Origin of the sequence: Agarivorans sp. QJM3NY_33 (assembly GCF_050870865.2) — a bacterium.
Lineage (GTDB): Bacteria > Pseudomonadota > Gammaproteobacteria > Enterobacterales > Celerinatantimonadaceae > Agarivorans.
This window is the reverse complement of the sequence record NZ_CP194039.2, coordinates 2,078,509-2,099,167: the sequence shown is the minus strand read 5'-3', so window position 1 is coordinate 2,099,167 and position 20,659 is coordinate 2,078,509. Positions and strand designations below refer to the sequence as shown.

16 protein-coding genes are annotated in these 20,659 nt (G+C 43.1%); 9 read left to right on the top strand and 7 right to left on the bottom strand.

The annotated features are described in order from the left end of the window. Positions 1–55: 55 nt before the first annotated feature. The 3 genes from lon to ACRRSY_RS09540 form a co-directional block, all read right to left on the bottom strand. The gene (lon, locus tag ACRRSY_RS09550; protein ID WP_432453442.1) at positions 56–2,404 is read right to left on the bottom strand and encodes an endopeptidase La; all 2,349 of its coding nucleotides are present in this window, start codon (positions 2,402–2,404) and stop codon (positions 56–58) included. Positions 2,405–2,528: 124 nt separating this feature from the next. Further along, positions 2,529–3,050 carry a crossover junction endodeoxyribonuclease RuvC gene (gene ruvC / locus ACRRSY_RS09545; protein WP_432453443.1) on the bottom strand — a complete coding sequence of 174 codons (522 nt, stop codon included), beginning with the start codon at positions 3,048–3,050 and terminating at the stop codon, positions 2,529–2,531. Between the two features lie 6 nt (positions 3,051–3,056). Further along, entirely contained in the window at positions 3,057–3,800 is a 744-nt protein-coding gene (locus ACRRSY_RS09540) for a YebC/PmpR family DNA-binding transcriptional regulator (protein ID WP_432453444.1), read from the bottom strand. 473 nt (positions 3,801–4,273) lie between these two features. Between ACRRSY_RS09540 and ACRRSY_RS09535 the strand changes: the two genes are divergently transcribed. From ACRRSY_RS09535 to ACRRSY_RS09525, 3 genes are all read left to right on the top strand, one after another. Beyond that, positions 4,274–4,672, top strand: coding sequence for a hypothetical protein (locus ACRRSY_RS09535; RefSeq protein ID WP_432459205.1), 399 nt, complete (start codon positions 4,274–4,276; stop codon positions 4,670–4,672). Continuing rightward, positions 4,641–5,846 (top strand): hypothetical protein, encoded by a 1,206-nt coding sequence (locus ACRRSY_RS09530; RefSeq protein WP_432463055.1) that lies wholly within the window; start codon positions 4,641–4,643, stop codon positions 5,844–5,846. Before ACRRSY_RS09535 ends, ACRRSY_RS09530 begins: the two co-directional genes overlap by 32 nt. A gap of 78 nt (positions 5,847–5,924) precedes the next feature. Next, positions 5,925–8,423: a putative bifunctional diguanylate cyclase/phosphodiesterase gene (locus ACRRSY_RS09525; RefSeq protein ID WP_432453447.1), complete on the top strand. Its 2,499-nt coding sequence runs from the start codon at positions 5,925–5,927 to the stop codon at positions 8,421–8,423. Between the two features lie 67 nt (positions 8,424–8,490). On the opposite strand, the gene aspS is transcribed toward ACRRSY_RS09525, so the two are convergent. After that, positions 8,491–10,251: an aspartate--tRNA ligase gene (gene aspS, locus ACRRSY_RS09520; RefSeq protein ID WP_432463054.1), complete on the bottom strand. Its 1,761-nt coding sequence runs from the start codon at positions 10,249–10,251 to the stop codon at positions 8,491–8,493. Positions 10,252–10,502: 251 nt separating this feature from the next. Here aspS and cmoA point away from each other — a divergent pair, with 251 nt between their 5' ends. Then, on the top strand, positions 10,503–11,231 hold the full coding sequence (gene cmoA, locus ACRRSY_RS09515; RefSeq protein WP_432453449.1) for a carboxy-S-adenosyl-L-methionine synthase CmoA: 729 nt from the start codon (positions 10,503–10,505) through the stop codon (positions 11,229–11,231). Positions 11,232–11,264: 33 nt separating this feature from the next. Here the strand turns inward: cmoA and ACRRSY_RS09510 are convergent, their stop codons facing one another. Together ACRRSY_RS09510 and ACRRSY_RS09505 are read right to left on the bottom strand one after the other, a co-directional pair. Further along, complete coding sequence (locus tag ACRRSY_RS09510) at positions 11,265–11,684, bottom strand: HIT family protein (RefSeq protein WP_432463053.1); 420 nt, start codon at positions 11,682–11,684, stop codon at positions 11,265–11,267. Positions 11,685–11,962: 278 nt separating this feature from the next. Then, positions 11,963–13,828 (bottom strand): methyl-accepting chemotaxis protein, encoded by a 1,866-nt coding sequence (locus ACRRSY_RS09505; protein WP_432463052.1) that lies wholly within the window; start codon positions 13,826–13,828, stop codon positions 11,963–11,965. 78 nt (positions 13,829–13,906) lie between these two features. Between ACRRSY_RS09505 and ACRRSY_RS09500 the strand changes: the two genes are divergently transcribed. The 5 genes from ACRRSY_RS09500 to ACRRSY_RS09480 all read left to right on the top strand — a co-directional run bounded on the left by ACRRSY_RS09500 (position 13,907) and on the right by ACRRSY_RS09480 (position 19,046). Next, the gene (locus ACRRSY_RS09500) at positions 13,907–14,674 is read left to right on the top strand and encodes a hypothetical protein (RefSeq protein ID WP_432453452.1); all 768 of its coding nucleotides are present in this window, start codon (positions 13,907–13,909) and stop codon (positions 14,672–14,674) included. A 124-nt stretch (positions 14,675–14,798) separates the two neighbouring features. Further along, positions 14,799–15,773 carry a tRNA 5-methoxyuridine(34)/uridine 5-oxyacetic acid(34) synthase CmoB gene (gene cmoB / locus ACRRSY_RS09495; RefSeq protein WP_432453453.1) on the top strand — a complete coding sequence of 325 codons (975 nt, stop codon included), beginning with the start codon at positions 14,799–14,801 and terminating at the stop codon, positions 15,771–15,773. 71 nt (positions 15,774–15,844) lie between these two features. Beyond that, a complete protein-coding gene (locus ACRRSY_RS09490) occupies positions 15,845–16,561 on the top strand; it encodes an ATP-dependent zinc protease family protein (protein ID WP_432453454.1) in 717 nt (238 codons plus the stop codon). Positions 16,562–16,566: 5 nt separating this feature from the next. Beyond that, entirely contained in the window at positions 16,567–18,090 is a 1,524-nt protein-coding gene (locus ACRRSY_RS09485; RefSeq protein ID WP_432453455.1) for an inactive transglutaminase family protein, read from the top strand. Continuing rightward, the gene (locus tag ACRRSY_RS09480) at positions 18,090–19,046 is read left to right on the top strand and encodes an alpha-L-glutamate ligase-like protein (protein WP_432453456.1); all 957 of its coding nucleotides are present in this window, start codon (positions 18,090–18,092) and stop codon (positions 19,044–19,046) included. The genes ACRRSY_RS09485 and ACRRSY_RS09480 overlap by 1 nt, the downstream gene beginning before the upstream one ends. Positions 19,047–19,132: 86 nt before the next feature. Here ACRRSY_RS09480 and purF read toward each other — a convergent pair whose 3' ends face one another. Next, positions 19,133–20,656, bottom strand: coding sequence for an amidophosphoribosyltransferase (gene purF, locus ACRRSY_RS09475; RefSeq protein WP_432453457.1), 1,524 nt, complete (start codon positions 20,654–20,656; stop codon positions 19,133–19,135). Positions 20,657–20,659 lie beyond the last annotated feature (3 nt).

Here is a 20,659-nt window from a genome sequence, read left to right as displayed (position 1 = left end):
TAAACAAGGCTGGCAAGAATTATTTTACGATTGAATTGCGTTTATTTGCATTGACTCAAGCTTTTACCTCAAAGGCTTCAGGATTTTGCTCTAAAGCAGCTTCTAACACCTGCTCAATCCAGCGCACTGGGATGATTTTTAAGTCTCCAATGACATTTTGTGGTATTTCTTCCAGATCTCGTTCATTTTCCTTTGGAATAAGCACCGTTTTAATTCCACCACGGTGAGCTGCCAACAGTTTCTCTTTTAAACCACCAATCGGCAATACTTCTCCGCGTAAGGTAATTTCGCCAGTCATCGCAACTTCGGCTTTCACTGGATTTCCCGTTAAACTAGACACCAAAGCAGTACACATTGCGACACCCGCACTTGGTCCATCCTTTGGAGTTGCACCTTCAGGAACATGCACATGGATATCGCGCTTCTCATAAAAATCACTATTGATCCGCCATTTATCGGCTCTCGAACGAACCACTGTCATCGCAGCTTGAATTGACTCCTGCATCACGTCACCCAAGGAACCGGTATAAGTTAACTTGCCTTTACCCGGAACAGAGGCGGTTTCGATGGTAAGTAGATCCCCACCAACTTCAGTCCATGCAAGGCCTGTGACCATACCCACACGGTTATTCTCATCGGCTTTACCATAATCGCAGCGTTGCACACCTAAATACTGACTGAGATTCTTTTGGCTAATTTCGACTTTCTTGATCGATTTATCCAACAAAATTTCTTTTACCGCTTTACGGCATAACTTAGAAATCTCGCGTTCTAAGTTACGAACCCCAGCTTCTCGGGTGTAATAACGGATAATGCCAATAATGGCACTATCGTCAATGACGATCTCATGCTCTTTCAAACCATTGCGCTTAATTTGCTTACTAATGAGGTGCTGTTTGGCAATATTAAGCTTTTCATCCTCGGTATAACCCGATAGCCGAATCACTTCCATTCGATCGAGCAAAGGACCCGGAATATTCATTGAGTTTGAAGTTGCCACAAACATGACATCAGAAAGGTCGTAGTCAACTTCTAGATAGTGATCGTTAAAACTATTGTTTTGCTCCGGATCGAGAACTTCGAGTAGCGCAGAAGCAGGATCGCCACGCATATCAGAGGCCATTTTGTCGATTTCATCCAACAAGAAAAGTGGGTTTTTCACCGCAACCTTCGACATTTTTTGAATCAACTTACCCGGCATAGAACCAATATAAGTTCTACGATGCCCACGAATTTCGGCTTCATCGCGAACGCCACCTAAAGCCATACGAACGTACTTACGCCCGGTGGACTTAGCAATCGATTGGCCTAAGGAGGTCTTACCTACGCCAGGAGGCCCCACTAAGCATAAAATGGGTCCTTTCAATTTGTTCACTCGGCTTTGCACCGCCAAGTATTCCAAAATGCGCTCTTTAACTTTTTCTAAACCATAGTGGTCTTGATTCAGTACTTCCTCAGCTTTGGCTAAATCACGTTTAACTTTGGAGCGTTTTACCCAAGGAACACTGAGCATCCAATCAACATAACCACGCACCACGGTCGCTTCAGCTGACATGGGCGACATCATTTTCAACTTATTTAATTCGGCCAAAGTTTTTTCTTTGGCTTCCTTGGGCATGCGAGCTTCGTCAATCCGCAAAGAAAGCTGTTCAAATTCATCTTGACCATCTTCAGATTCACCCAGCTCTTTTTGAATCGCCTTCATTTGCTCATTCAAATAATATTCGCGCTGGCTCTTTTCCATTTGCTTCTTAACACGGCCTCGAATTTTTTTCTCAACCTGCAACAAATCAATCTCTGACTCCATCATGGCCATCAAATATTCGAGTCGCTCGGGGATACTAGAGAGCTCTAATACTGATTGCTTATCTTCAAGCTTCAACGGCATATGCGCAGCCATGGTATCCGCTAGACGTGCAGCATCATCAATTCCAGAGACTGAGGTTAATACTTCAGGTGGAATTTTTTTGTTCAGCTTGATGTAACCTTCAAATTGGCTAATCGCTGAACGAACCATAACTTCTTGCTCTTTCTCATCAGGCAGCACAGAGACAACATACTCAGCAGAGGCCACATAGTACTCGTCTTCTTGAATAATTTCTTCTAACTTAGCCCGTTGACTACCTTCAACCAACACTTTTACAGTGCCGTCAGGCAGTTTTAAGAGCTGCAGAATATTAGCCACCGTGCCTACAGTGTATAAGTCTTCCACTTGTGGATTATCATTACTTGCATCTTTTTGCGCCACTAATAAGACTTGTTTGTCTTGGTTCATCGCGCTTTCTAAGCAACGAATAGACTTTTCACGACCAACAAATAGTGGAATAACCATGTGTGGATATACCACTACATCACGTAGCGGCAATACAGGAATTTCAAATCGTTCTGAACGCTCTAAGGTCATGTCGTCCTCTTTACCTTAGCTAATAGACTCTATCAGCTATATTGGGTCAATTTTTCGTGTTTCAATTCGACCTGGAGTATTTTTAACAAAAAAACTGCAGGTCGCTGCTTTTTTAATCAATCACTTACCGTAAACGGCGCCGAACAGTACCAGTTACTTTACCAGCCATACTAATTAAACTTTGCCGAGTATGACAATGACACAAAGCGACTGCCAAAGCATCTGCTGCATCGGCTTGAGGGCTAGCCGACAAACTTAATAGCTGGGTTACCATATGTTGAACCTGTGATTTATCTGCCGCACCAGTACCCACTACGGCTTGCTTGATTTGCCGAGCCGAGTATTCCGATACTGGGATGTCACGAGAAACTGCTGCAACAATTGCAGCCCCTCGCGCTTGACCAAGCTTCAATGCCGAATCGGCATTTTTGGCCATAAATACTTGTTCAATCGCAAACTCGTCAGGAGTGAATTGTTCAATTATTTCGCTCACACCCGCATGAATTTGCTTTAATCGTAATGGTAATGCCTCCGCTTTAATACGAATACAACCACTGCCCAAGTAAGTTATTTTCCCATGTACTTGCTGAACTAAACCATAACCCGTAATCCGAGAGCCTGGATCGATGCCTAAAATTATACTCACAATAACTTATAACTGTGCCGCAACATCATCAGAAATATCCCCATTATGATAAACCTCTTGAACATCGTCGTCGTCTTCTAACATGTCAATTAAACGTAATAGTTTAGGCGCGGTGGTCGCATCTAATTCAGCTTGAACAGAAGCGATCATTGTCACTTCGGCATTTTCTGCGATAAATCCAATCGCATCGAACGCATCTTTCACTGTCCCAAACTCATTGGGGGAAGTGATTACGTCAATGCTTCCGTCATCGTGACTCTGAATATCTTCCGCACCACTGTCTAACGCGACCTCAATAATCCGTTCTTCGTCGCTGCCTGCCGTAAAACAAATAATACCTTTTTTCTCGAATAAATATGCAACACTTCCGTCAGTACCTAAGTTCCCACCACTCTTACTAAAAGCATGTCTCACACTTGATACAGTACGATTTCGATTATCGGTCATCGTTTCCACTAGGACCGCAGTACCTCCTGGCCCATAACCTTCATAGATAACCGTTTCCAGTTGTTGTCCATCAAGCTCACCAGCTCCACGTTGTACCGCCCGATTCACAGTGTCCCGAGTCATATTATTAGATAGCGCTTTATCAATTGCGGCTCTTAATCGAGGGTTCGCATCGGGATCGGAGCCCCCTTCTCTGGCTGCGACCGTAAGTTCTCGAATAAATTTTGTAAAAATTTTCCCGCGTTTAGCATCTTGAGCAGCTTTGCGGTGTTTTATATTTGCCCATTTACTATGACCGGCCATCGTTATCCCTATAAAGTAATATACATTGCAATGATAAACTCGATAAACGCGACAAGCCTAGCATTATCTTCCTCTCCATCGAACTTAAAGCGCCTTATCATACTGATAATTAAGGTGATAATAGGCTGCAAGAGCAAAGCAATCTTTACATAACATGGATCTTAATCCTAGTCGTAGCATTGACTTTACATCTTGCACCAAGTCAAATACTGACTAGATAGTTAATATAGTAACTCTATTATTATTATTATTTTTGATACCCATCGATAAATAACCTTTGATAGTCTCGGTTCTACTGTTCATTTGTGAGCCATAAACAACTATTTATCACTAAAGTTAACGAGCTGATAAAATCAGCCTATATTTGTATAGATGAAGAAATTATCAATAGTATTCCATGGAAGGTTATGACAGCAATTTGTTGGCCACTTATCAGTCTGCTCATGAGACATATATGGGTAGCAACAAGAACAATGGTGTTCTGTAGCTTATTCAGTTTAAGCTTCGCCATTGATGCCCAAACTTGGATTGTGAGTAATCCCAGTCATCAAACAGAAGTGACGCCTAAGAGCATTCGTTCAATTTTCTCCTTACGTCAAAAAAATTGGTCCAATGGACGAGCTATTCAAGTCGTGGTTATGGAAAACAACAGCGACTTACACAAAGACTTTTGTTTAGATGCCCTTAAATTATTTCCTTATCAATTAAGCCGTATCTGGGAGAGACAAATTTATACAGGTACCGCCATCGCCCCCATCGTTGTATCTACCGAGCATGACATGTTAAATATGATTAAGCTAAATCCTAATGCCATTGGGTATGCCAGCCAAGAGGTGGAAAATGAAGAACTTCATTCTTTTAATCTTGACTAGCTTACTAACCTTACTTCCTGTTTCTTTCGCACAAGCGAAAATATACTGGGGGGGGTTTATCTCTGCCAGTTATATCGATGTAAGTGCAAATAATTACTATGGCTATAATTCCGGTGATAGTGGCCCTCTATATGAGGCCGGTTTACATGGCTATTGGTACATCGATCCTCGTTGGTCGCTGTCAGGTTTATTGATTGCTCGTGAGAGTGGGGATTGGTTTGAAACAGGCCTTGCAATCGATTACCTTAGCCTAAACTATCAACCACAAACCAGCGAAGACTGGGCTCTGGCATTTAAGTTAGGACGCTTTAAGCTCGCCAATGGCATTTACGGTGCAACTCGCGATGTTCCGTTTACCCGACCAAGTATTATCTTGCCATTTTCTGTTTATCCGCATGTTTTTAAAGAACAAAGCTTACGTGCAGATGGACTCCGTATGGATATCGATTATTTCAGCCCTTCTGGGCAACAATACAATTTTGCTGCATCAATTGGCAAAGAAGCCTTCGATGAAAGCTTTAGCCGACGTTTTTTTGGGCGAAGTCAAGAAGGTAAATTCACCGCCGATTGGAACACATCACTGCATTTATCCACCCAACCTAATGCCAATTGGTCCGTGGCCTTCGACTATCGACGCTTAAAAACTCAACTTATCGATGCGATTAACCTTGCCATCCCAATTCCTCCTAATAGTGAATTAGTTTATGCACCCTTTGATTTTTTTATCGACCTTGACCAGTACATACTCTCTTTACAGTATGCTCAAAAAAAATATGAACTCACGGCTGAATACAGCCTACGTCGAGGTGGTACCTATGCAAAAGGGAAAAATGCTATGGCCCAAGGCTTAGCGTCTAATTTTGACGGCAGTATCGACATGAATACCTATTATCTTCAAGGTATTTACATGTTGACTCCTCAATGGAGCCTGTTTGCACGCTACGATAATAGCCATTTTGTTGATGCGGATATCACTCCTAACCTGAGGGATATCGATGATTTAGCCCTCGGAGCTAGCTGGAATTTTCATCAGAATTTTCAACTAAAAATAGAACACCACTGGCTCACTGGAACCTCCATGATCCCCCCAGTTAACGATCTAAATTCAAACGCAGTCAACAACCCAGAACGTTATTGGCGCTTATTCGCGATACAACTTAGTTATCGTTTTTGACAATTAACTCTATGCTTAATAAATTAAAGTGGCGACTGTTTTACCACGCAGTAAAAATAATAAACATCGGGATGGTCAATGAAGCTCCGTAAATTCCCATTAATTGATATTAAAAATCGCTATATCAGTGTAAGACTGAAACTAACCTTGATATGGGTATTAGCTGCTGGCGTAGTCGTCTCTATCTTTGGCTTGACAGCCATGGAGCACAACAAACATCAACAAACTCAATTAAAACAAAGTTATCTTGATAACTATGCATTGGAATTTAAAGACCAAATTGACCGCTTAAGTGACAGCATCACCTACATTTTTGAAACCCAAACCTTGTTTAGCAAGGCTGAGAATATGGTTCAGTTGGATCACTATTTAAGCCAACAATTACCTGAATTACAGTGGCTACTTCCCATTGTAAATGGTTGCACCGTATACGATCTCGACAATTATTCTTGTAGCTTGCCAGAAATAATGCCACCTAAAAGCTTACTCGAACAGGTCACAATACACACGAAACCGATGAAATTACTCGAATGTGAAGAACGATGTTTTCTCTGGGTTTCACTCCCGGTGCGAACTCGCAGTGCTGAACTAGGGGTTCTGGCATTTCAATTAGAATTGGCCGATGCACTCATCAATGTAACTCAACTCGATGACATAGAATTGGCGATCGTTGATGTTGACCGACCGATCTACAAAAGCGTGCTACTCGCAACCAATACTCAAGTACTGAGTCAAAAATGGTTTGACAGTGCAATAGAATACCGTAACCACGATGATTTAACCTTTATGGTTGAAGACAAAACCATTGTCGGCAAACTTTACTCAATCCAAGACAGTGCTTCGAATAGTCTAAAACTAGTGGTACTTAAAGATTGGAGTGAGCAAGTCTCTCAGCTCACCGACTTCCGCAATAAACTCGCACTGCTATTGCTGTTTACCATGCTTTTAAGTATCTCCATAGGCTTACTGCTGATGCGCCGTCCCGTCAAAAGTTTACGTTACCATACCACTCACTTACCGAGCATATTGGAAGGCAAGGGATACCAGCCACAAAAGCATATCCACCTATTCAATGATGAGTTTGATGCCTTAGATTCGATCTCTATTCAGCTAGCCAATAGCTTTACTGAAATGCGAACCAACATTGCTGCGAATACAAAAGTGCTCGAAAAAATGGCAATGGAAGATCCATTGACCGAATTACCGAATCGCAGTGCCTTCTTACAACACTTAACCAAGGCCCTAAAAAACGCTGAACAAAAAGACGAAGAGCTCTGCCTCATCTATATAGACCTCGACAACTTTAAAACAATTAACGACACACTCGGCCACGACTTTGGCGATTTGCTTTTAATTCAAGTCGCTAAACGGATCTTACGTTTAAGTCAATTTGCCTCCAACACCTTTCGCCTTGGTGGTGATGAATTCACCCTCTTAGTCAATCAACAGGATAAAGACAGTGTATTAGGTTACGCCTATAGCTTGGCGCGAGAAATATCTCGGGATATTACAATTTCCGGAGTGTCGATGCGGGTCACCCTCAGTATTGGGATCGCGACTGCGAAACAGGCCGAGTATGAGCCACAGTTGTTGGTAAAATATGCTGACCTAGCCATGTACTCTTCCAAACGAAAGGGCCGCAATTGCTGTACTCACTTTGATATCGAATTAGCACGCAACAACGACATGGTGTTCACCATTGAAAACCAATTTCAAAATGCAATGAGTAACAATGAACTGGAACTGTTCTTGCAGCCTCAAGTATCGATGCAACAACAGAAAATAACTGGTTTTGAATTGCTACTTCGCTGGAATCACCCGACCCAAGGTTTAATGAACCCAGGCCAGTTCTTAGATATTGTCGAATCCGGTCGTCACATCCTGCCTCTGGGCTATTGGGTCATCGATAAATCTTTGGCACTGTTAGAAGAATTCAATGCTCTTGGTTACCAAGGCCTCACCGTTGCTTTTAACATTAGCGGCCACCAGTTTGAAGACAAACTCTTTGCTCAAAAACTAATTAGTAAATATAGGACCATTAGTCCTGGAAATAACTTACTAGAACTGGAAATTACCGAGAGTGTCGCGGTACAAAACTATCCCCAAGTAAAAAATCAACTCAAGGAGATTCGAGGCGCTGGCATTAGAGTTGCCTTCGATGATTTTGGTAAAGGCTTCACCTCACTCAGTTATTTAAGTAATCTAGCCTGTGACAAAATAAAATTCGACCGAGAATTTGGTCATAATGCGATCACTTCCATACCGACTCAGAATATCGTACTCAGTATGCGTAAATTAATGTACACCTTAAATTACGAGATATTAGTGGAAGGAGTGGAAACCATAGAGCATGCCAATTGGCTAATCAAGAATGGTTTTGACAAAGTTCAAGGCTATTTATTTGGTCGACCGCAAACCAAGGAGGCAGCCCTTGCCTTTTATCAAGCTTGCTGCGATAAAGGCGGCCTGTTAGATAAAGACGGTAAACTGATAAAGCTTTACCCCGTAATTGAACTACCGAAGCCAGCTGACCCACCGCAAAGAAACCTATCACCATCATCAATCAACAAAAGCTGAAAAATAAATACTGACAAAAAAACGACGAGCTTAGCTCGCCGTTGATACATAAAACCGCACCACTCTGCTAAGCGGGTTTGTTGATACTCAAAGCCAACTCAGCCAAAGCCAATGGGTTAGCGGCACTCGGAGCACTAGTGAGAGGGCATGCCGCAGTCGTGGTCTTTGGAAATGCCATCACATCACGGATCGAACTGGCTCCAGTCATCAACATCAACAAACGATCCAAACCAAAAGCTAAACCAGCATGCGGTGGAGCGCCGTATTGTAACGCTTCCAATAAGAAGCCAAATTTTTCTTGGGCCTCTTCATCGCTTATGCCTAACACCTTGAAGGCCGCTGCTTGCATATCCTGTTTATGAATACGAACACTACCGCCGCCAAGTTCACAACCATTGAGCACCATATCATAAGCGTTCGATAATACACCCGCTGGGCTTTGGGCCAGCTGTTCAGCACTCACGCCGACAACAGGCGCGGTAAACGGGTGATGAATCGCATGGAATTGACCGTCAACTTCTTCAAACATTGGGAAATCGACCACCCATAGCGGTTTCCATTGATCACTGACTAGACCTAAATCTTCGCCAACTTTAAGACGCAAAGCCCCCATCGCCTCGGAAACAATGGTTGCCTTATCAGCACCAAATAAGATTAAATCGCCATCTTGTGCCTTACTGCGCTCAACAATGGCCTTGGCAACATCTTCCGTTAAAAACTTAAGGATCGGTGATTGCAAACCCCCGATACCAGCAGCAAGATCATTAACCTTCATCCACGCTAAGCCTTTCGCGCCGTAGATCCCAACATACTTACCATAATCATCAATTTGCTTACGTGAGAGCGAAGCGCCTCCCGGGACTCGTAATACCGCTACTCGACCTTTTTCATCATTTGCGGGGCCAGAAAATACTTTAAACTCAACCTCTTGTAGTAAGTCAGCTACATCAACCAGTTGCATCGGATTACGTAAATCAGGTTTATCTGAGCCGTATAAACGCATCGCTTCGGCATAGGTCATCTTTGGAAACTTACCGAGATCGACACCTAACATCGCAATAAATAATTCACGGACCATTTGCTCCGTAACCGCCATAACTTCATCCGAAGTCATAAATGAAGTCTCGATATCAATCTGGGTGAATTCAGGTTGGCGGTCAGCGCGTAAATCTTCATCGCGGAAACATTTAACGATTTGATAATAACGATCCATGCCGGACATCATCAGTAATTGCTTAAAGATTTGCGGAGACTGAGGCAACGCAAAAAACTGTCCTTTATGAGTTCGACTGGGAACCAAGTAATCACGCGCACCTTCAGGCGTAGCTTTAGTCAAAATAGGGGTTTCAATGTCTAAGAAGCCATGCTCTTCCATGAAGCGACGCACAAAACCGGTGACTTTTGCACGGAACATCATCCGTTGAGTCATCTCTGGACGACGTAAATCCAAGTAACGATATTTAAGACGTTGTTCTTCTGAATTATCTTGATTACTATCCAGAGGTAATGGCGCAGAACGGTTTAATACTTCTAATTCCAAACCTAACAATTCTATTTCACCAGTTGTCATATCTGGATTAATTTGGCTATTAGGGCGAGCACGAACACGACCTTTTAAACGCACACAAAACTCATTCCGCAAGCTATTCGCTGTATCGAACACCGCAGCACGATCTGGATCAAAGACGACTTGTACAATGCCTTCTCGGTCGCGCAAATCAATAAAGATAACACCACCCAAATCACGACGACGGTTAACCCAACCGACTAAATTTATTTCTTGTTCAACTAACTCTTTGGTGACTTGTCCACAGTAAACAGTGCGCATTTGGCCTTTCCCGTTTTACGTTTTAAAAATTCAGCGAGTATTCTACTCCAATAACAGCTACAAAATTAACTGTCACCGAGAGAAAAGGCGATAGTATAAAGGAAATCTGCCGTAAATAAGAATAGATAGACCGTAATAAATCTTTACTAAAAGCTATATTTGACAAAGACAAGCCACGATTAGCTGGTTACAATGCGCGCCAAGTGATGCTTTAAGCCATCTTTTCATTATTACTGGTACGAGAAGCCGCCATGCAAGGCAAAGATAAACTATTTTCACAACCCATAACCCAACTTGGAGAATTTCGCTTCGACGAACAAGTCGCTGAAGTTTTCCCTGATATGATCCAACGCTCGGTACCGGGTTACAGCAACATTATCTCAACCATAGGCCACCTCTGTGGTCAATTTCATCAAGCCAATAGCAATATCTATGATCTAGGCTGTTCGTTGGGGGCGGCTAGCCTGGCGATGCGGCGTGCCGTGACGCAAAAAAATGTAAATATTATCGCAGTAGACAACTCACCAGCAATGGTCGAACGCTGCCAGAAACACTTAGATGCATTTCGCGCCGAGACTTCGGTCAGTGTCATCTGTGAAGACATCAACGATGTTGAGATCAGCAACGCATCAATGGTAGTGCTTAACTTCACCCTGCAATTTATTGCGCCCGAGCAACGTTTAACGCTGCTCAAAAAAATTTATCAAGGTATGCTGAAAGGTGGTTTATTGGTACTGAGTGAAAAGTTTCTTTTTGCGGAGCCAGCAGTACAAGAACTAATTAGCGAATTACACATAGATTTTAAACGCGCAAATGGCTACAGCGAGTTAGAAATTAGCCAAAAGCGCAGTTCTTTAGACAATGTCTTAGTCCCTGATACCATTGCTCAACACAAACAACGCTTTAAAGACGCAGGCTTTAGTGCCAGTGAGTTGTGGTTCCAATGTTTTAACTTTGGTTCTTTAGTCGCGATTAAATAGGCGAGCGTCACCCGCCCGCTCCCTCTCATACTATTAATTGGCGAGCAAAGCCGCAATTTTTTCCGCAATAGGTTTAAGAGCGTCACTATCAACCACCGTTCGTGCGTGACTACGTGCCGCCGAGAGTGAGCCAGGAATAATATGAAAATGTAAATGCGGCACAGTCTGCCCTGCTGCCTCTCCATTAAACTGGACGAGGCTGATGCCTTCAGCCTGCATCACTTGCTTAACCGCCGAGGCTACTTTTTTAACTGTTTTGATGGTCGCAGCAGCGCCTTCATCTGAAAGCTCAAACAGTGTTTCTGCGGACTCTTTAGGTAATACTAATGTGTGTCCGTCGGCTTGTGGCATGATATCCATAAATGCCAAAGTATGTTGGTCTTCGTAGACTTTTAAACAATCCATTTCTCCGCGAATTATTTTCGCAAAAATATTATTATCGTCGTAACTCATCAACTCGATTCCTTAAAATTTTGGTCACATTATTACTGCTTGCTAGCAAGTGCATTATGACACAGCCACTAAGAGCAATACCAAATTCATCAGTGAACAATTCATTTCAACGAGTAAAAAATATTCGCACCACAGCTGGTTTGGCCTTTAACGCAAGCAAGAGTGACAACAATTGACCATCAACGTTCTACAGACGCAAAGTGTCACATGATCAATAAAAAAACCGATGCATTGATCGGTTTTTCATCAGCATTCATACTCAATAAGCCACTATAAGCTTAGATTTTGAAAGCACTCACTTCTTTGTGCAACTTGTCGGCAATAGCATCCAACTCTGTCGCACGTTTAGAGCTTCCGGAAGCTTGTTCGGCTAACTCAAGGGAAGCATCTTGGATCCCTTGAGTATTTCGCCCAACTTCTTCAGTAACCGCACGCTGCTCTTCGGCAGCACTAGAAATCTGGGTCGCCATATCACTAATATGAGTAATCGAGCTGGTGATATTTTCTAGCATTTCTGCAGCTTTGGTTGCTTCCTCAACACTAATTCTGACTAACTGCTGACTTTCGTCCATGGTTTGTACGGTGCTTTGGGTGTTACTTTGTAAACGCTCCAACATCGCTTTAATTTCTTCAGTAGAGCTTTGAGTTCGTTGAGATAGATGACGAACTTCATCAGCAACAACCGCAAATCCTCGACCTTGCTCACCGGCTCGCGCGGCTTCGATAGCAGCATTCAACGCAAGTAAGTTGGTTTGCTCGGCAATACCTTGGATCGTGGTTAAAATATCACTAATTTCTTTGGTGTTTCGTTCCAACTCTTGAACGGTATCTGCAGCACCATCCAACTGCCCAGCCAAACTATTGACTTGCTGCTGATTACGACCGATCAAAACTTTACCTTGTGCACAAGAATCGGCTGATTGTCGAGCCGCTTCGGCCGTTTGCTCCGCATTATTTGCCACTTCATTGGCCGTCGCAGCCATCTCGTTGACCGCAGTAGCCACTTGGGTCACCTCACCCTGCTGACGCTCAATTTGGGTATTCGACTCAGCGGTTGACTTACTGGTTAAGGCCGCTGCTCGTTGCAGATGATCAGCGTCCTCAGAAATCTCTATCATTAAGTCATGTAACTGCTCAATGAACCGATCAACGCCCTCGGCAAGTGCACCAATTTCATCACTGCGTTGTAAGTTAATACGCTTGGTTAAATCACCATCGCCAGAAGAAAGATCTTGGATAGCGTCCCCGAGGACTTGGATTGGCTTCAACATGACGGTAATTACCTTAAACATAACCAAAGCCACAAGGACAAATAAAACCACTGCAAATATGACCGAACTTTTCACCATATCGACAACTGGCGCCATCGCTTGCTGTTTATCATAAACAAATAATAAGTACCAATCGGTGCCACTAATTGTCGTCACACTAACAAAACTGTCTTTCCCATTAACCTGCAACTCGCTCATGTGCGCATTACGTGCTTCCTGAGCCAAAAAGTTCGCATTCATATCTGCAGAAAGTTCTGAGACATTCTTAAGAACCAAGTTTTTATCCGAATGAATAATGATTGAGCCTTGGGTATTCACAATGACCGGATAAACTTGTTTATTAGCTAAATTAAGCACTCGCTGAGTGACCACATCTAAACTCAAGTCGCCCGCATATACCCCCCCAGCGACTCTTTGAGCAACCGAGATCACCATCGACCCCGAAGTGACATCAACATAAGGTTCAGAAATATATGATCCGTTACTCTGCGCACCTTTATACCAAGGTCTGGTACGAGGATCGTAACCCTCGGGTAAAGTGTCATTCGGGTCATTCATCGTCATTTCACCTTGCTCACTGCCAAAGTAAAAATATAGGAAATCACCACTTTGCTTCGCTTGAACCAAATAGGACAAAAACTCTTTAGAACTCGGTTTGACCGACATCGCTTTCGCAACCGCCAATTTAGAGTCAAACCATAAGCTCACTTGGTCACTGGCAGCCTGAGCCAACTGCTTGGCATCACTCGCAATATCGGCTCGAGTTTCCTCTGATAAATTTCTAGCCTGAAACCAAGCTTGAAAACCACTTAATACCGCTAGTAATATCAACACCGTTAATATCAGGCGCTGCTTAATTGACAAATTACCCATTATTGTTTTTCCTTTTACGAACCTAGCAGTCTTATCTATAGAATGAACATATAAAGCCAACAACCAAGAGGCAAATTTATGTTAATGTTGGTCTTTACTTACGTTTACAAATTATCTCGATTTATGAATAACTTTAGCAGAAAACTACTTTTAACAGCCCTGATTTGCTGTATTTCTCCTGTTGGAGCGGCCGTAGAAATAAGTCACTTAGACTACGACTCGTTACTGACAAATGACTGCTCTCGTGCCGCCATAACAATCAGTAGTACTTACGAGTCGCAGTTACAACAATTGAGAAATGAAAATACCGAAACAAAAGCCTTAATCGATGACAGCACCTTGGTCAATCGTTTTCCCCAGCTAAGTATCGACGGACAAAGCAAAACCTATAACGATTTCTTATTACCAAATAAAAACATCAGCCAAAACAATACAAAATCACCGAATACCAGACTCAGTTATTTTTGGCAAACTAGCGATTTTGAATGGTTTACAGCCTATCGCTCCAATCAGAGTTCATTATCTCCTCGTCCTTACCTGGCTTTAATGCGAATTAATAAACAAACTTGGGCTAGTGCGAGCGCCTTGTTAAGTCATCCACAACAGCTCACAACCCTATTGATGGATGATTTTATTCAACAACGCAGTCCGCTCTTGTTATTTGTGTCCAGTGAACAAGCATTTAGGCAATCCGACTTGGCTCGGCTCAAAGCCCAGCACTTTAAAGTACATCAATTTGGACAACAGCTGATTGCGAGTAAGGATATCCCAGTGTGTGATAGCGGCTATATCGGAGATCAAAAATCAAATCGATTGGCTTGGATTAAAATAGACTTAGCGCAATAAACAAACAAAGATTGATAAAAACCATAAATCATCGACTTTTATAGGCTCAATTCTCGCCCGATTGAGCTAAAACTTGCTATAATTACCGACTAAATAATTAAGCAGTATCAAGCCTTTGTCCTCCATGATAGATTTTTCTGACTTCTACCAAATTATCGCTAAAAACCGCCTCAAGCATTGGTTATATACGCTCCCTGCCCAGTTAGGTGATTGGCAAAATGAACATGCCCACGGCGATTTTCCTCGCTGGCAGCGAGTACTCAATAAGCTCCCGACATTAACCAGCTCTGATATTGATCTAACAAGCCAAGTCAGTATCGGTAAAGCAGAAGATATCCAACCGGGCGAACGAAAAAAAATTGAGAGTCTATTACGCCACTTTCATCCTTGGCGCAAAGGACCCTTCAATATCTACGGTATTCATATTGACACCGAATGGCGCTCAGACTGGAAATGGGAACGTCTGCGCAAGCACATATCCCCGCTTCAGCACCGCTATGTTCTCGATGTAGGCTGCGGCAGTGGCTACCACATGTGGCGAATGTTGGGGGATGGCGCTGAATTTGTCGTTGGGATCGACCCTTCGACTTTATTTTTGATGCAATTTGAAGCCATTCGTAATTTTGCCAACCGCGATCAACGCATTCACCTGCTGCCATTGGGGATCCAAGAGCTACCTAAATTAAAGGCCTTCGATACTGTATTCTCGATGGGAGTACTCTACCACCGTCGTTCGCCAATGGATCATCTAATCCAGCTGAAAGAACAACTCCAACCTGGAGGAGAGTTAGTTCTTGAAACCTTGGTGATCGATGGTGATGAACAACAAGTGCTAGTTCCCGCCGGTCGTTATGGCAAGATGCCGAATGTTTGGTTTTTACCGAGTACTGCTGCATTAAAACTTTGGTTGGAAAAAGTCGGCTTTGTCGACGTGCGTATTGTCGATATCGACATCACCTCCACCGATGAGCAACGCAGCACACCTTGGATGACTCATGAGTCTTTAAACGACTACCTAGACCCAAGCGACAAAACGAGAACAGTGGAAGGCTTACCAGCCCCCAAACGTGCTGTTTTAATTGCCATTAATCCAGACTAATAACAGCTGTTAGACTATGCTAAAAGCAATAATTAGACTGTCATTTTTACTTTATTCGACGGATTCAAACTATGAAAAAGCTTTCCGTAATTTCATTTTCACTCGCTCTCACCGCTTGTGCGATTCAGCAACCGAACCAACAAGCTGAACAACTAACACAACAGTTAAGCCAGCTCAGTCAGCAACAAACCACGATATTAAGCCAATGTGAAGCCATCAATGGTCAATTGTTGAAGCAAGAGCAACATTTTAAACAACTCGAACAAAAAGTTTCCGAGATCACCCCCGCTCCGGTAATTATCAGCGAACCCCAAACAAAACCAAGTTGCAGCAATATCAGTCGCTACCAACTGGGTAATAAAACTGTAATCGGTGAAACAGAATGGGTCAGCCTCGAGCATCAAAAAATGGCCTTTCAAGCGCGGATCGACACTGGCGCTGCAACTTCCTCTCTCAATGCTGTCGATATCGTAAAATTTGAACGTGATGGGAAAAACTGGGTTCGTTTCAACCTTCGCCATGACACAATTAAACAAGATATCATGATTGAGCGTCCAGTAATTAGAACTGCAGAAGTGATTCAATCGTCCAGCAATAGCGCTGAGAAACGCCCCGTTGTATCGATGTTAGTCAAACTGGGGCCAATTTCCGAAAAAGTGCAGTTTACCCTAAGCGATCGCTCTCATCTAAGTTATCCGGTATTACTTGGACGAAGCTTCTTGAAAGACATTTCAGTCGTTGATATCAGTCACAAGTTTAGCCAGCCAAAGCCGACTTTTAAGGATTAACTTACATGAGTTCTCGTCATATTTTTTACCTCATCGTCACTCTGTGTATGCTGCTAGGGATCAGCATGACCTTCTATCGACATATCAGCTTTGAAGTACCTTGGTTTCCAGGAGAGAAACGCCAAATATGGTCAATTGAAGCAAAGGTTGAGTTTGATGCTAAAGGCGATAGCGTTGAAGCCGTACTAGCCCTACCTCAAACTCAGCAAGGTTACACTCGGATCCATGAATCAACGGCTTCATTAGCTTACGGCTTGTCTTTTGTGAATGAGCAAAACAACCCTCGCGCGATCTGGACCAAGCGACAAGCCAACGGTCATCAAGAAATGTATTACAAAGTAGACTTCTTAGTGGATCCAAAGGCTGGTGATACCTACCAAAGTCAAATGCCCGAGACTCTATTTACCGAGTATCCCGAACCCTACTTTACCGCGGCTAACCATTTAGCAAAGCAGGCAAAAGAAGTCTCTGCAGATGCTTATAGCTTTGCACGAGAACTCATCAAAGCGCTGACTATCGACGCAGCCAGTAGCAACCAAAATACTGGCCTCATCTTAGATTACAAACCCAAAAATCGCCTAATTGTAGATTTGTTAAATAATGCCGATGTCCCTGCACGAATTGTAAGGGGCTTGCATCTCGAAGATGGGCGACGCAGGCAAACAATTACCGAATACATCCAGGTATTTAAAGACGAAAATAATTGGCAAATATTCGACTTAAACACTGGGACCCAAGGTCGTCCCGAGAATACTTTATTGTGGGAGTATAACGGTAACAGCTTACTAGAAGTAATCGGAGCGCAAAATTCGCGGGTCAGCTTTTCGATGTTGCTGGTTGAACAAAGCGCTCAATCTGCAGTTGCACCGAAAATTAGCGAGGCTGATTTCCTTAATTTCTCTATCGACAGCTTACCCTTGGAAGAACAAGCCCTATTTAAGGGGATTTTATTAATCCCAATTGGGGTGCTGATTGTGGTATTGCTTCGAGTTTTAGTCGGTTTAAAGACCTCGGGTACTTTTATGCCCGTACTGATTGCAATGGCCTTTATGCAAACCTCATTAATCACCGGTTTAATCGGCTTTTTATTGGTAGTTGGGACTGGTTTAATCATCCGCGGGTATTTATCTCACCTTAACCTACTGCTGGTCTCGCGAATATCGGCGGTCATTATTACCGTGATTGGTATTATTTCAATATTTAGTGTGATTAGTTTTAAAGTTGGATTGACCGAAGGTTTAAAAATCACCTTCTTCCCAATGATTATTTTATCTTGGACGATTGAACGGATGTCGGTGTTATGGGAAGAAGAAGGTCCTAAAGAAGTTGTACTACAAGGCGGTGGGAGCTTATTAGTTGCGGTACTCGCGTTCCTAGCAATGAACAACGAATATGTACGCCACTTAACCTTTAACTTCATGGGTATTCAATTTATCGTTCTTGGCATTATCCTCATTTTAGGAAATTACACTGGATATCGCTTATTGGAATTACGTCGCTTCAAACCATTGGCTGATAGGGAGGACTGATGTTTAATCAATTTTGCAGTCCATTTGCCCTTGCTCGTAAAGGTATTATGGGCATGAACCAGCGAAATACCGGATATATTAGCCGTTATAATCCACGTAAACTTTTTCCGCTGGTGGACAACAAACTTAAGACCAAAATTATCGCTCAGCGGGATAACGTCACCATCCCTGCTCTGATTGGTGTAGTACGTACCCAACATGATATTCGCTCCATTATTCCGATGTTACGCAAACACTCAGGATTTGTCATCAAGCCTGCTAAAGGCTCTGGTGGCAAAGGTATTTTGGTGATCACCAAACAAAAATCTGGGGTGTTTTATAAGCCCAGTGGAGCTCCTAGCCATGATGAAGATATAAAACGACACTGCTCAAACATCCTGGCAGGCTTATTTTCCTTAGGAGGTAGCCCAGATGTAGCGGTAATTGAAGCCTTAATCGAGTTTGATTCCTGTTTTGAAGGCTTTAGTTTTGAAGGCGTCCCCGATGTACGAGTCATCGTTTTTCAGGGCTACCCTGTGATGGCTATGATGCGCCTATCAACTGCCGCTTCCGATGGCAAAGCCAACTTACACCAAGGTGCCGTAGGCGTCGGTATCGATATAGGCAGCGGTCGCGCCTTGCACGCAGTACAGTTTGATCGCCCAGTCGAAGTCCACCCCGATACCGATCGGCCCTTAAAAGAGCTGATAGTTCCTCATTGGCAACGCTTGCTAGAACTGGCATCCAGCTGCTACGAAATGTCTGGAATGGGTTACTTGGGAACGGATATGGTTCTAGATAAGTCTGATGGACCGATGTTGCTCGAGCTGAATGCTCGCCCAGGCTTAGCCATCCAAATCGCCAACGGTGAAGGCATTTTACCTCGTTTGAAGCTGGTTGAAGAACAAGCCAAACAAGGTCTCAAACGTTCCGCCATAGAACGTGTTGAATTTAGTAAACAGCATTTCTCGCGCTAAGTTTATTTAATACCTGTACTTAAAAAAAGCACCAAACAAGGTGCTTTTTTTATCACAGTAGCAATCAACAGCTGTTTCCAGTCTGCTTAACTATCTTCGTTATGGATTTCTAAGCTAACGACATCTTCTTCTGCTTGTAACGCTTTAGAGTCGTTATTTCGTAGCTGATCGAGGTAATTCAAATAGTCTTGGTCAATATCATTGGTGACGTACTTACCATTAAATACCGAGGTCTCAAAATTATGAATTTCAGGATTACTTTGTCGACAGGCTTCAATTAAGTCATCGAGATCTTGGAAGATGAGCCCATCAGCCCCTATTAGCTGACAAATTTCATCAACTTCACGTCCATGGGCCACCAACTCATTAGCCGAAGGCATATCAATCCCATAAACGTTAGGGAAGCGGATCTCTGGTGAGGCTGATGCAAAATACACCTTATTCGCGCCAGCTTCTCGGGCCATTTCGATAATTTGCTCCGAGGTTGTACCACGCACGATCGAGTCATCAACCAACAATACGTTTTTACCTTTAAATTCCACGTCAATTGCGTTGAGCTTGCGACGTACCGATTTACGACGCTGAACTTGGCCTGGCATAATAAAAGTACGACCAATATAGCGGTTTTTTACAAAACCTTGACGATAAGGGAGATTTAAATGCATCGCAATCTGCAAGGCGGTATCACAAGAAGTTTCAGGGATTGGGATCACCACATCGATATCCAAATCGTCCCACTCTCGGCTAATTTTTTCTCCCAACTTAGTTCCCATGTTCACTCGAGCACCATAAACTGAGATTTTATCAATCGTCGAATCTGGTCGCGCAAAATAGACATATTCAAAAATACAAGGATTGTAGCTAGGGTTCTCTGCACATTGCTGAGTATAGAGTTGACCCGCTTCGGTTACATACAGCGCTTCACCAGGAGCGACACTACGGACAAACTCAAAACCCACAGCATCTAGAGCAACACTCTCAGATGCAACCATATATTCCATCTTATTTGCATCAACATCACTAACTTTTTGACCCAAGACCAAAGGGCGGATCCCATGAGGATCACGAAAAGCGACCATACCCTGACCGATAATTAAGGCCGCAACCGCATATGCACCACGGACTTTCTTGTGTACTGCACTAATGGCTCGAAAAACTTGTTTTTCACAAAGTTCGTCTTGAACGATGTTGTCTAACTCATGGGCCAACACATTTAACAATACTTCAGAATCCGAAGTCGTATTAATATGGCGACGCGCACTTTGTGCCATTTCTTCTCGTAACTCTTTGGCGTTGGTTAAATTACCATTATGCGCTAAGGCTAAGCCAAAAGGAGAGTTCACATAAAATGGCTGAGCTTCTGCAGCACTAGAACTACCCGCAGTTGGATAACGCACGTGACCAATACCCAAATTACCGCGTAAACGCTGCATATGTTTGACTTCAAACACATCTCTGACCAATCCGTTGGCTTTACGTTGCTTAAACATTCCTTCGGTAATCGTCACAATCCCCGCGGCGTCTTGACCTCGATGTTGTAACACGGTTAGTGCATCGTAAATGGCTTGGTTAACGGGACTAGCACCGACAATACCGACAATACCACACATGAA

What these genes read in the sequence shown, in the direction of transcription:
- cmoB (WP_432453453.1), top strand. Translation starts at nt 14,799, where the DNA reads ATGATAGATTTTTCTGACTTCTACCAAATTATCGCTAAAAACCGCCTC.
- ACRRSY_RS09500 (WP_432453452.1), top strand. Translation starts at nt 13,907, where the DNA reads ATGTTAATGTTGGTCTTTACTTACGTTTACAAATTATCTCGATTTATG.
- ACRRSY_RS09485 (WP_432453455.1), top strand. Translation starts at nt 16,567, where the DNA reads ATGAGTTCTCGTCATATTTTTTACCTCATCGTCACTCTGTGTATGCTG.
- ACRRSY_RS09530 (WP_432463055.1), top strand. Translation starts at nt 4,641, where the DNA reads ATGAAGAACTTCATTCTTTTAATCTTGACTAGCTTACTAACCTTACTT.
- ACRRSY_RS09505 (WP_432463052.1), bottom strand. Translation starts at nt 13,828, where the DNA reads ATGGGTAATTTGTCAATTAAGCAGCGCCTGATATTAACGGTGTTGATA.
- ACRRSY_RS09480 (WP_432453456.1), top strand. Translation starts at nt 18,090, where the DNA reads ATGTTTAATCAATTTTGCAGTCCATTTGCCCTTGCTCGTAAAGGTATT.
- lon (WP_432453442.1), bottom strand. Translation starts at nt 2,404, where the DNA reads ATGACCTTAGAGCGTTCAGAACGATTTGAAATTCCTGTATTGCCGCTA.
- ACRRSY_RS09540 (WP_432453444.1), bottom strand. Translation starts at nt 3,800, where the DNA reads ATGGCCGGTCATAGTAAATGGGCAAATATAAAACACCGCAAAGCTGCT.
- purF (WP_432453457.1), bottom strand. Translation starts at nt 20,656, where the DNA reads ATGTGTGGTATTGTCGGTATTGTCGGTGCTAGTCCCGTTAACCAAGCC.
- ACRRSY_RS09510 (WP_432463053.1), bottom strand. Translation starts at nt 11,684, where the DNA reads ATGAGTTACGACGATAATAATATTTTTGCGAAAATAATTCGCGGAGAA.
- cmoA (WP_432453449.1), top strand. Translation starts at nt 10,503, where the DNA reads ATGCAAGGCAAAGATAAACTATTTTCACAACCCATAACCCAACTTGGA.
- aspS (WP_432463054.1), bottom strand. Translation starts at nt 10,251, where the DNA reads ATGCGCACTGTTTACTGTGGACAAGTCACCAAAGAGTTAGTTGAACAA.
- ACRRSY_RS09535 (WP_432459205.1), top strand. Translation starts at nt 4,274, where the DNA reads ATGGTGTTCTGTAGCTTATTCAGTTTAAGCTTCGCCATTGATGCCCAA.
- ACRRSY_RS09490 (WP_432453454.1), top strand. Translation starts at nt 15,845, where the DNA reads ATGAAAAAGCTTTCCGTAATTTCATTTTCACTCGCTCTCACCGCTTGT.
- ACRRSY_RS09525 (WP_432453447.1), top strand. Translation starts at nt 5,925, where the DNA reads ATGAAGCTCCGTAAATTCCCATTAATTGATATTAAAAATCGCTATATC.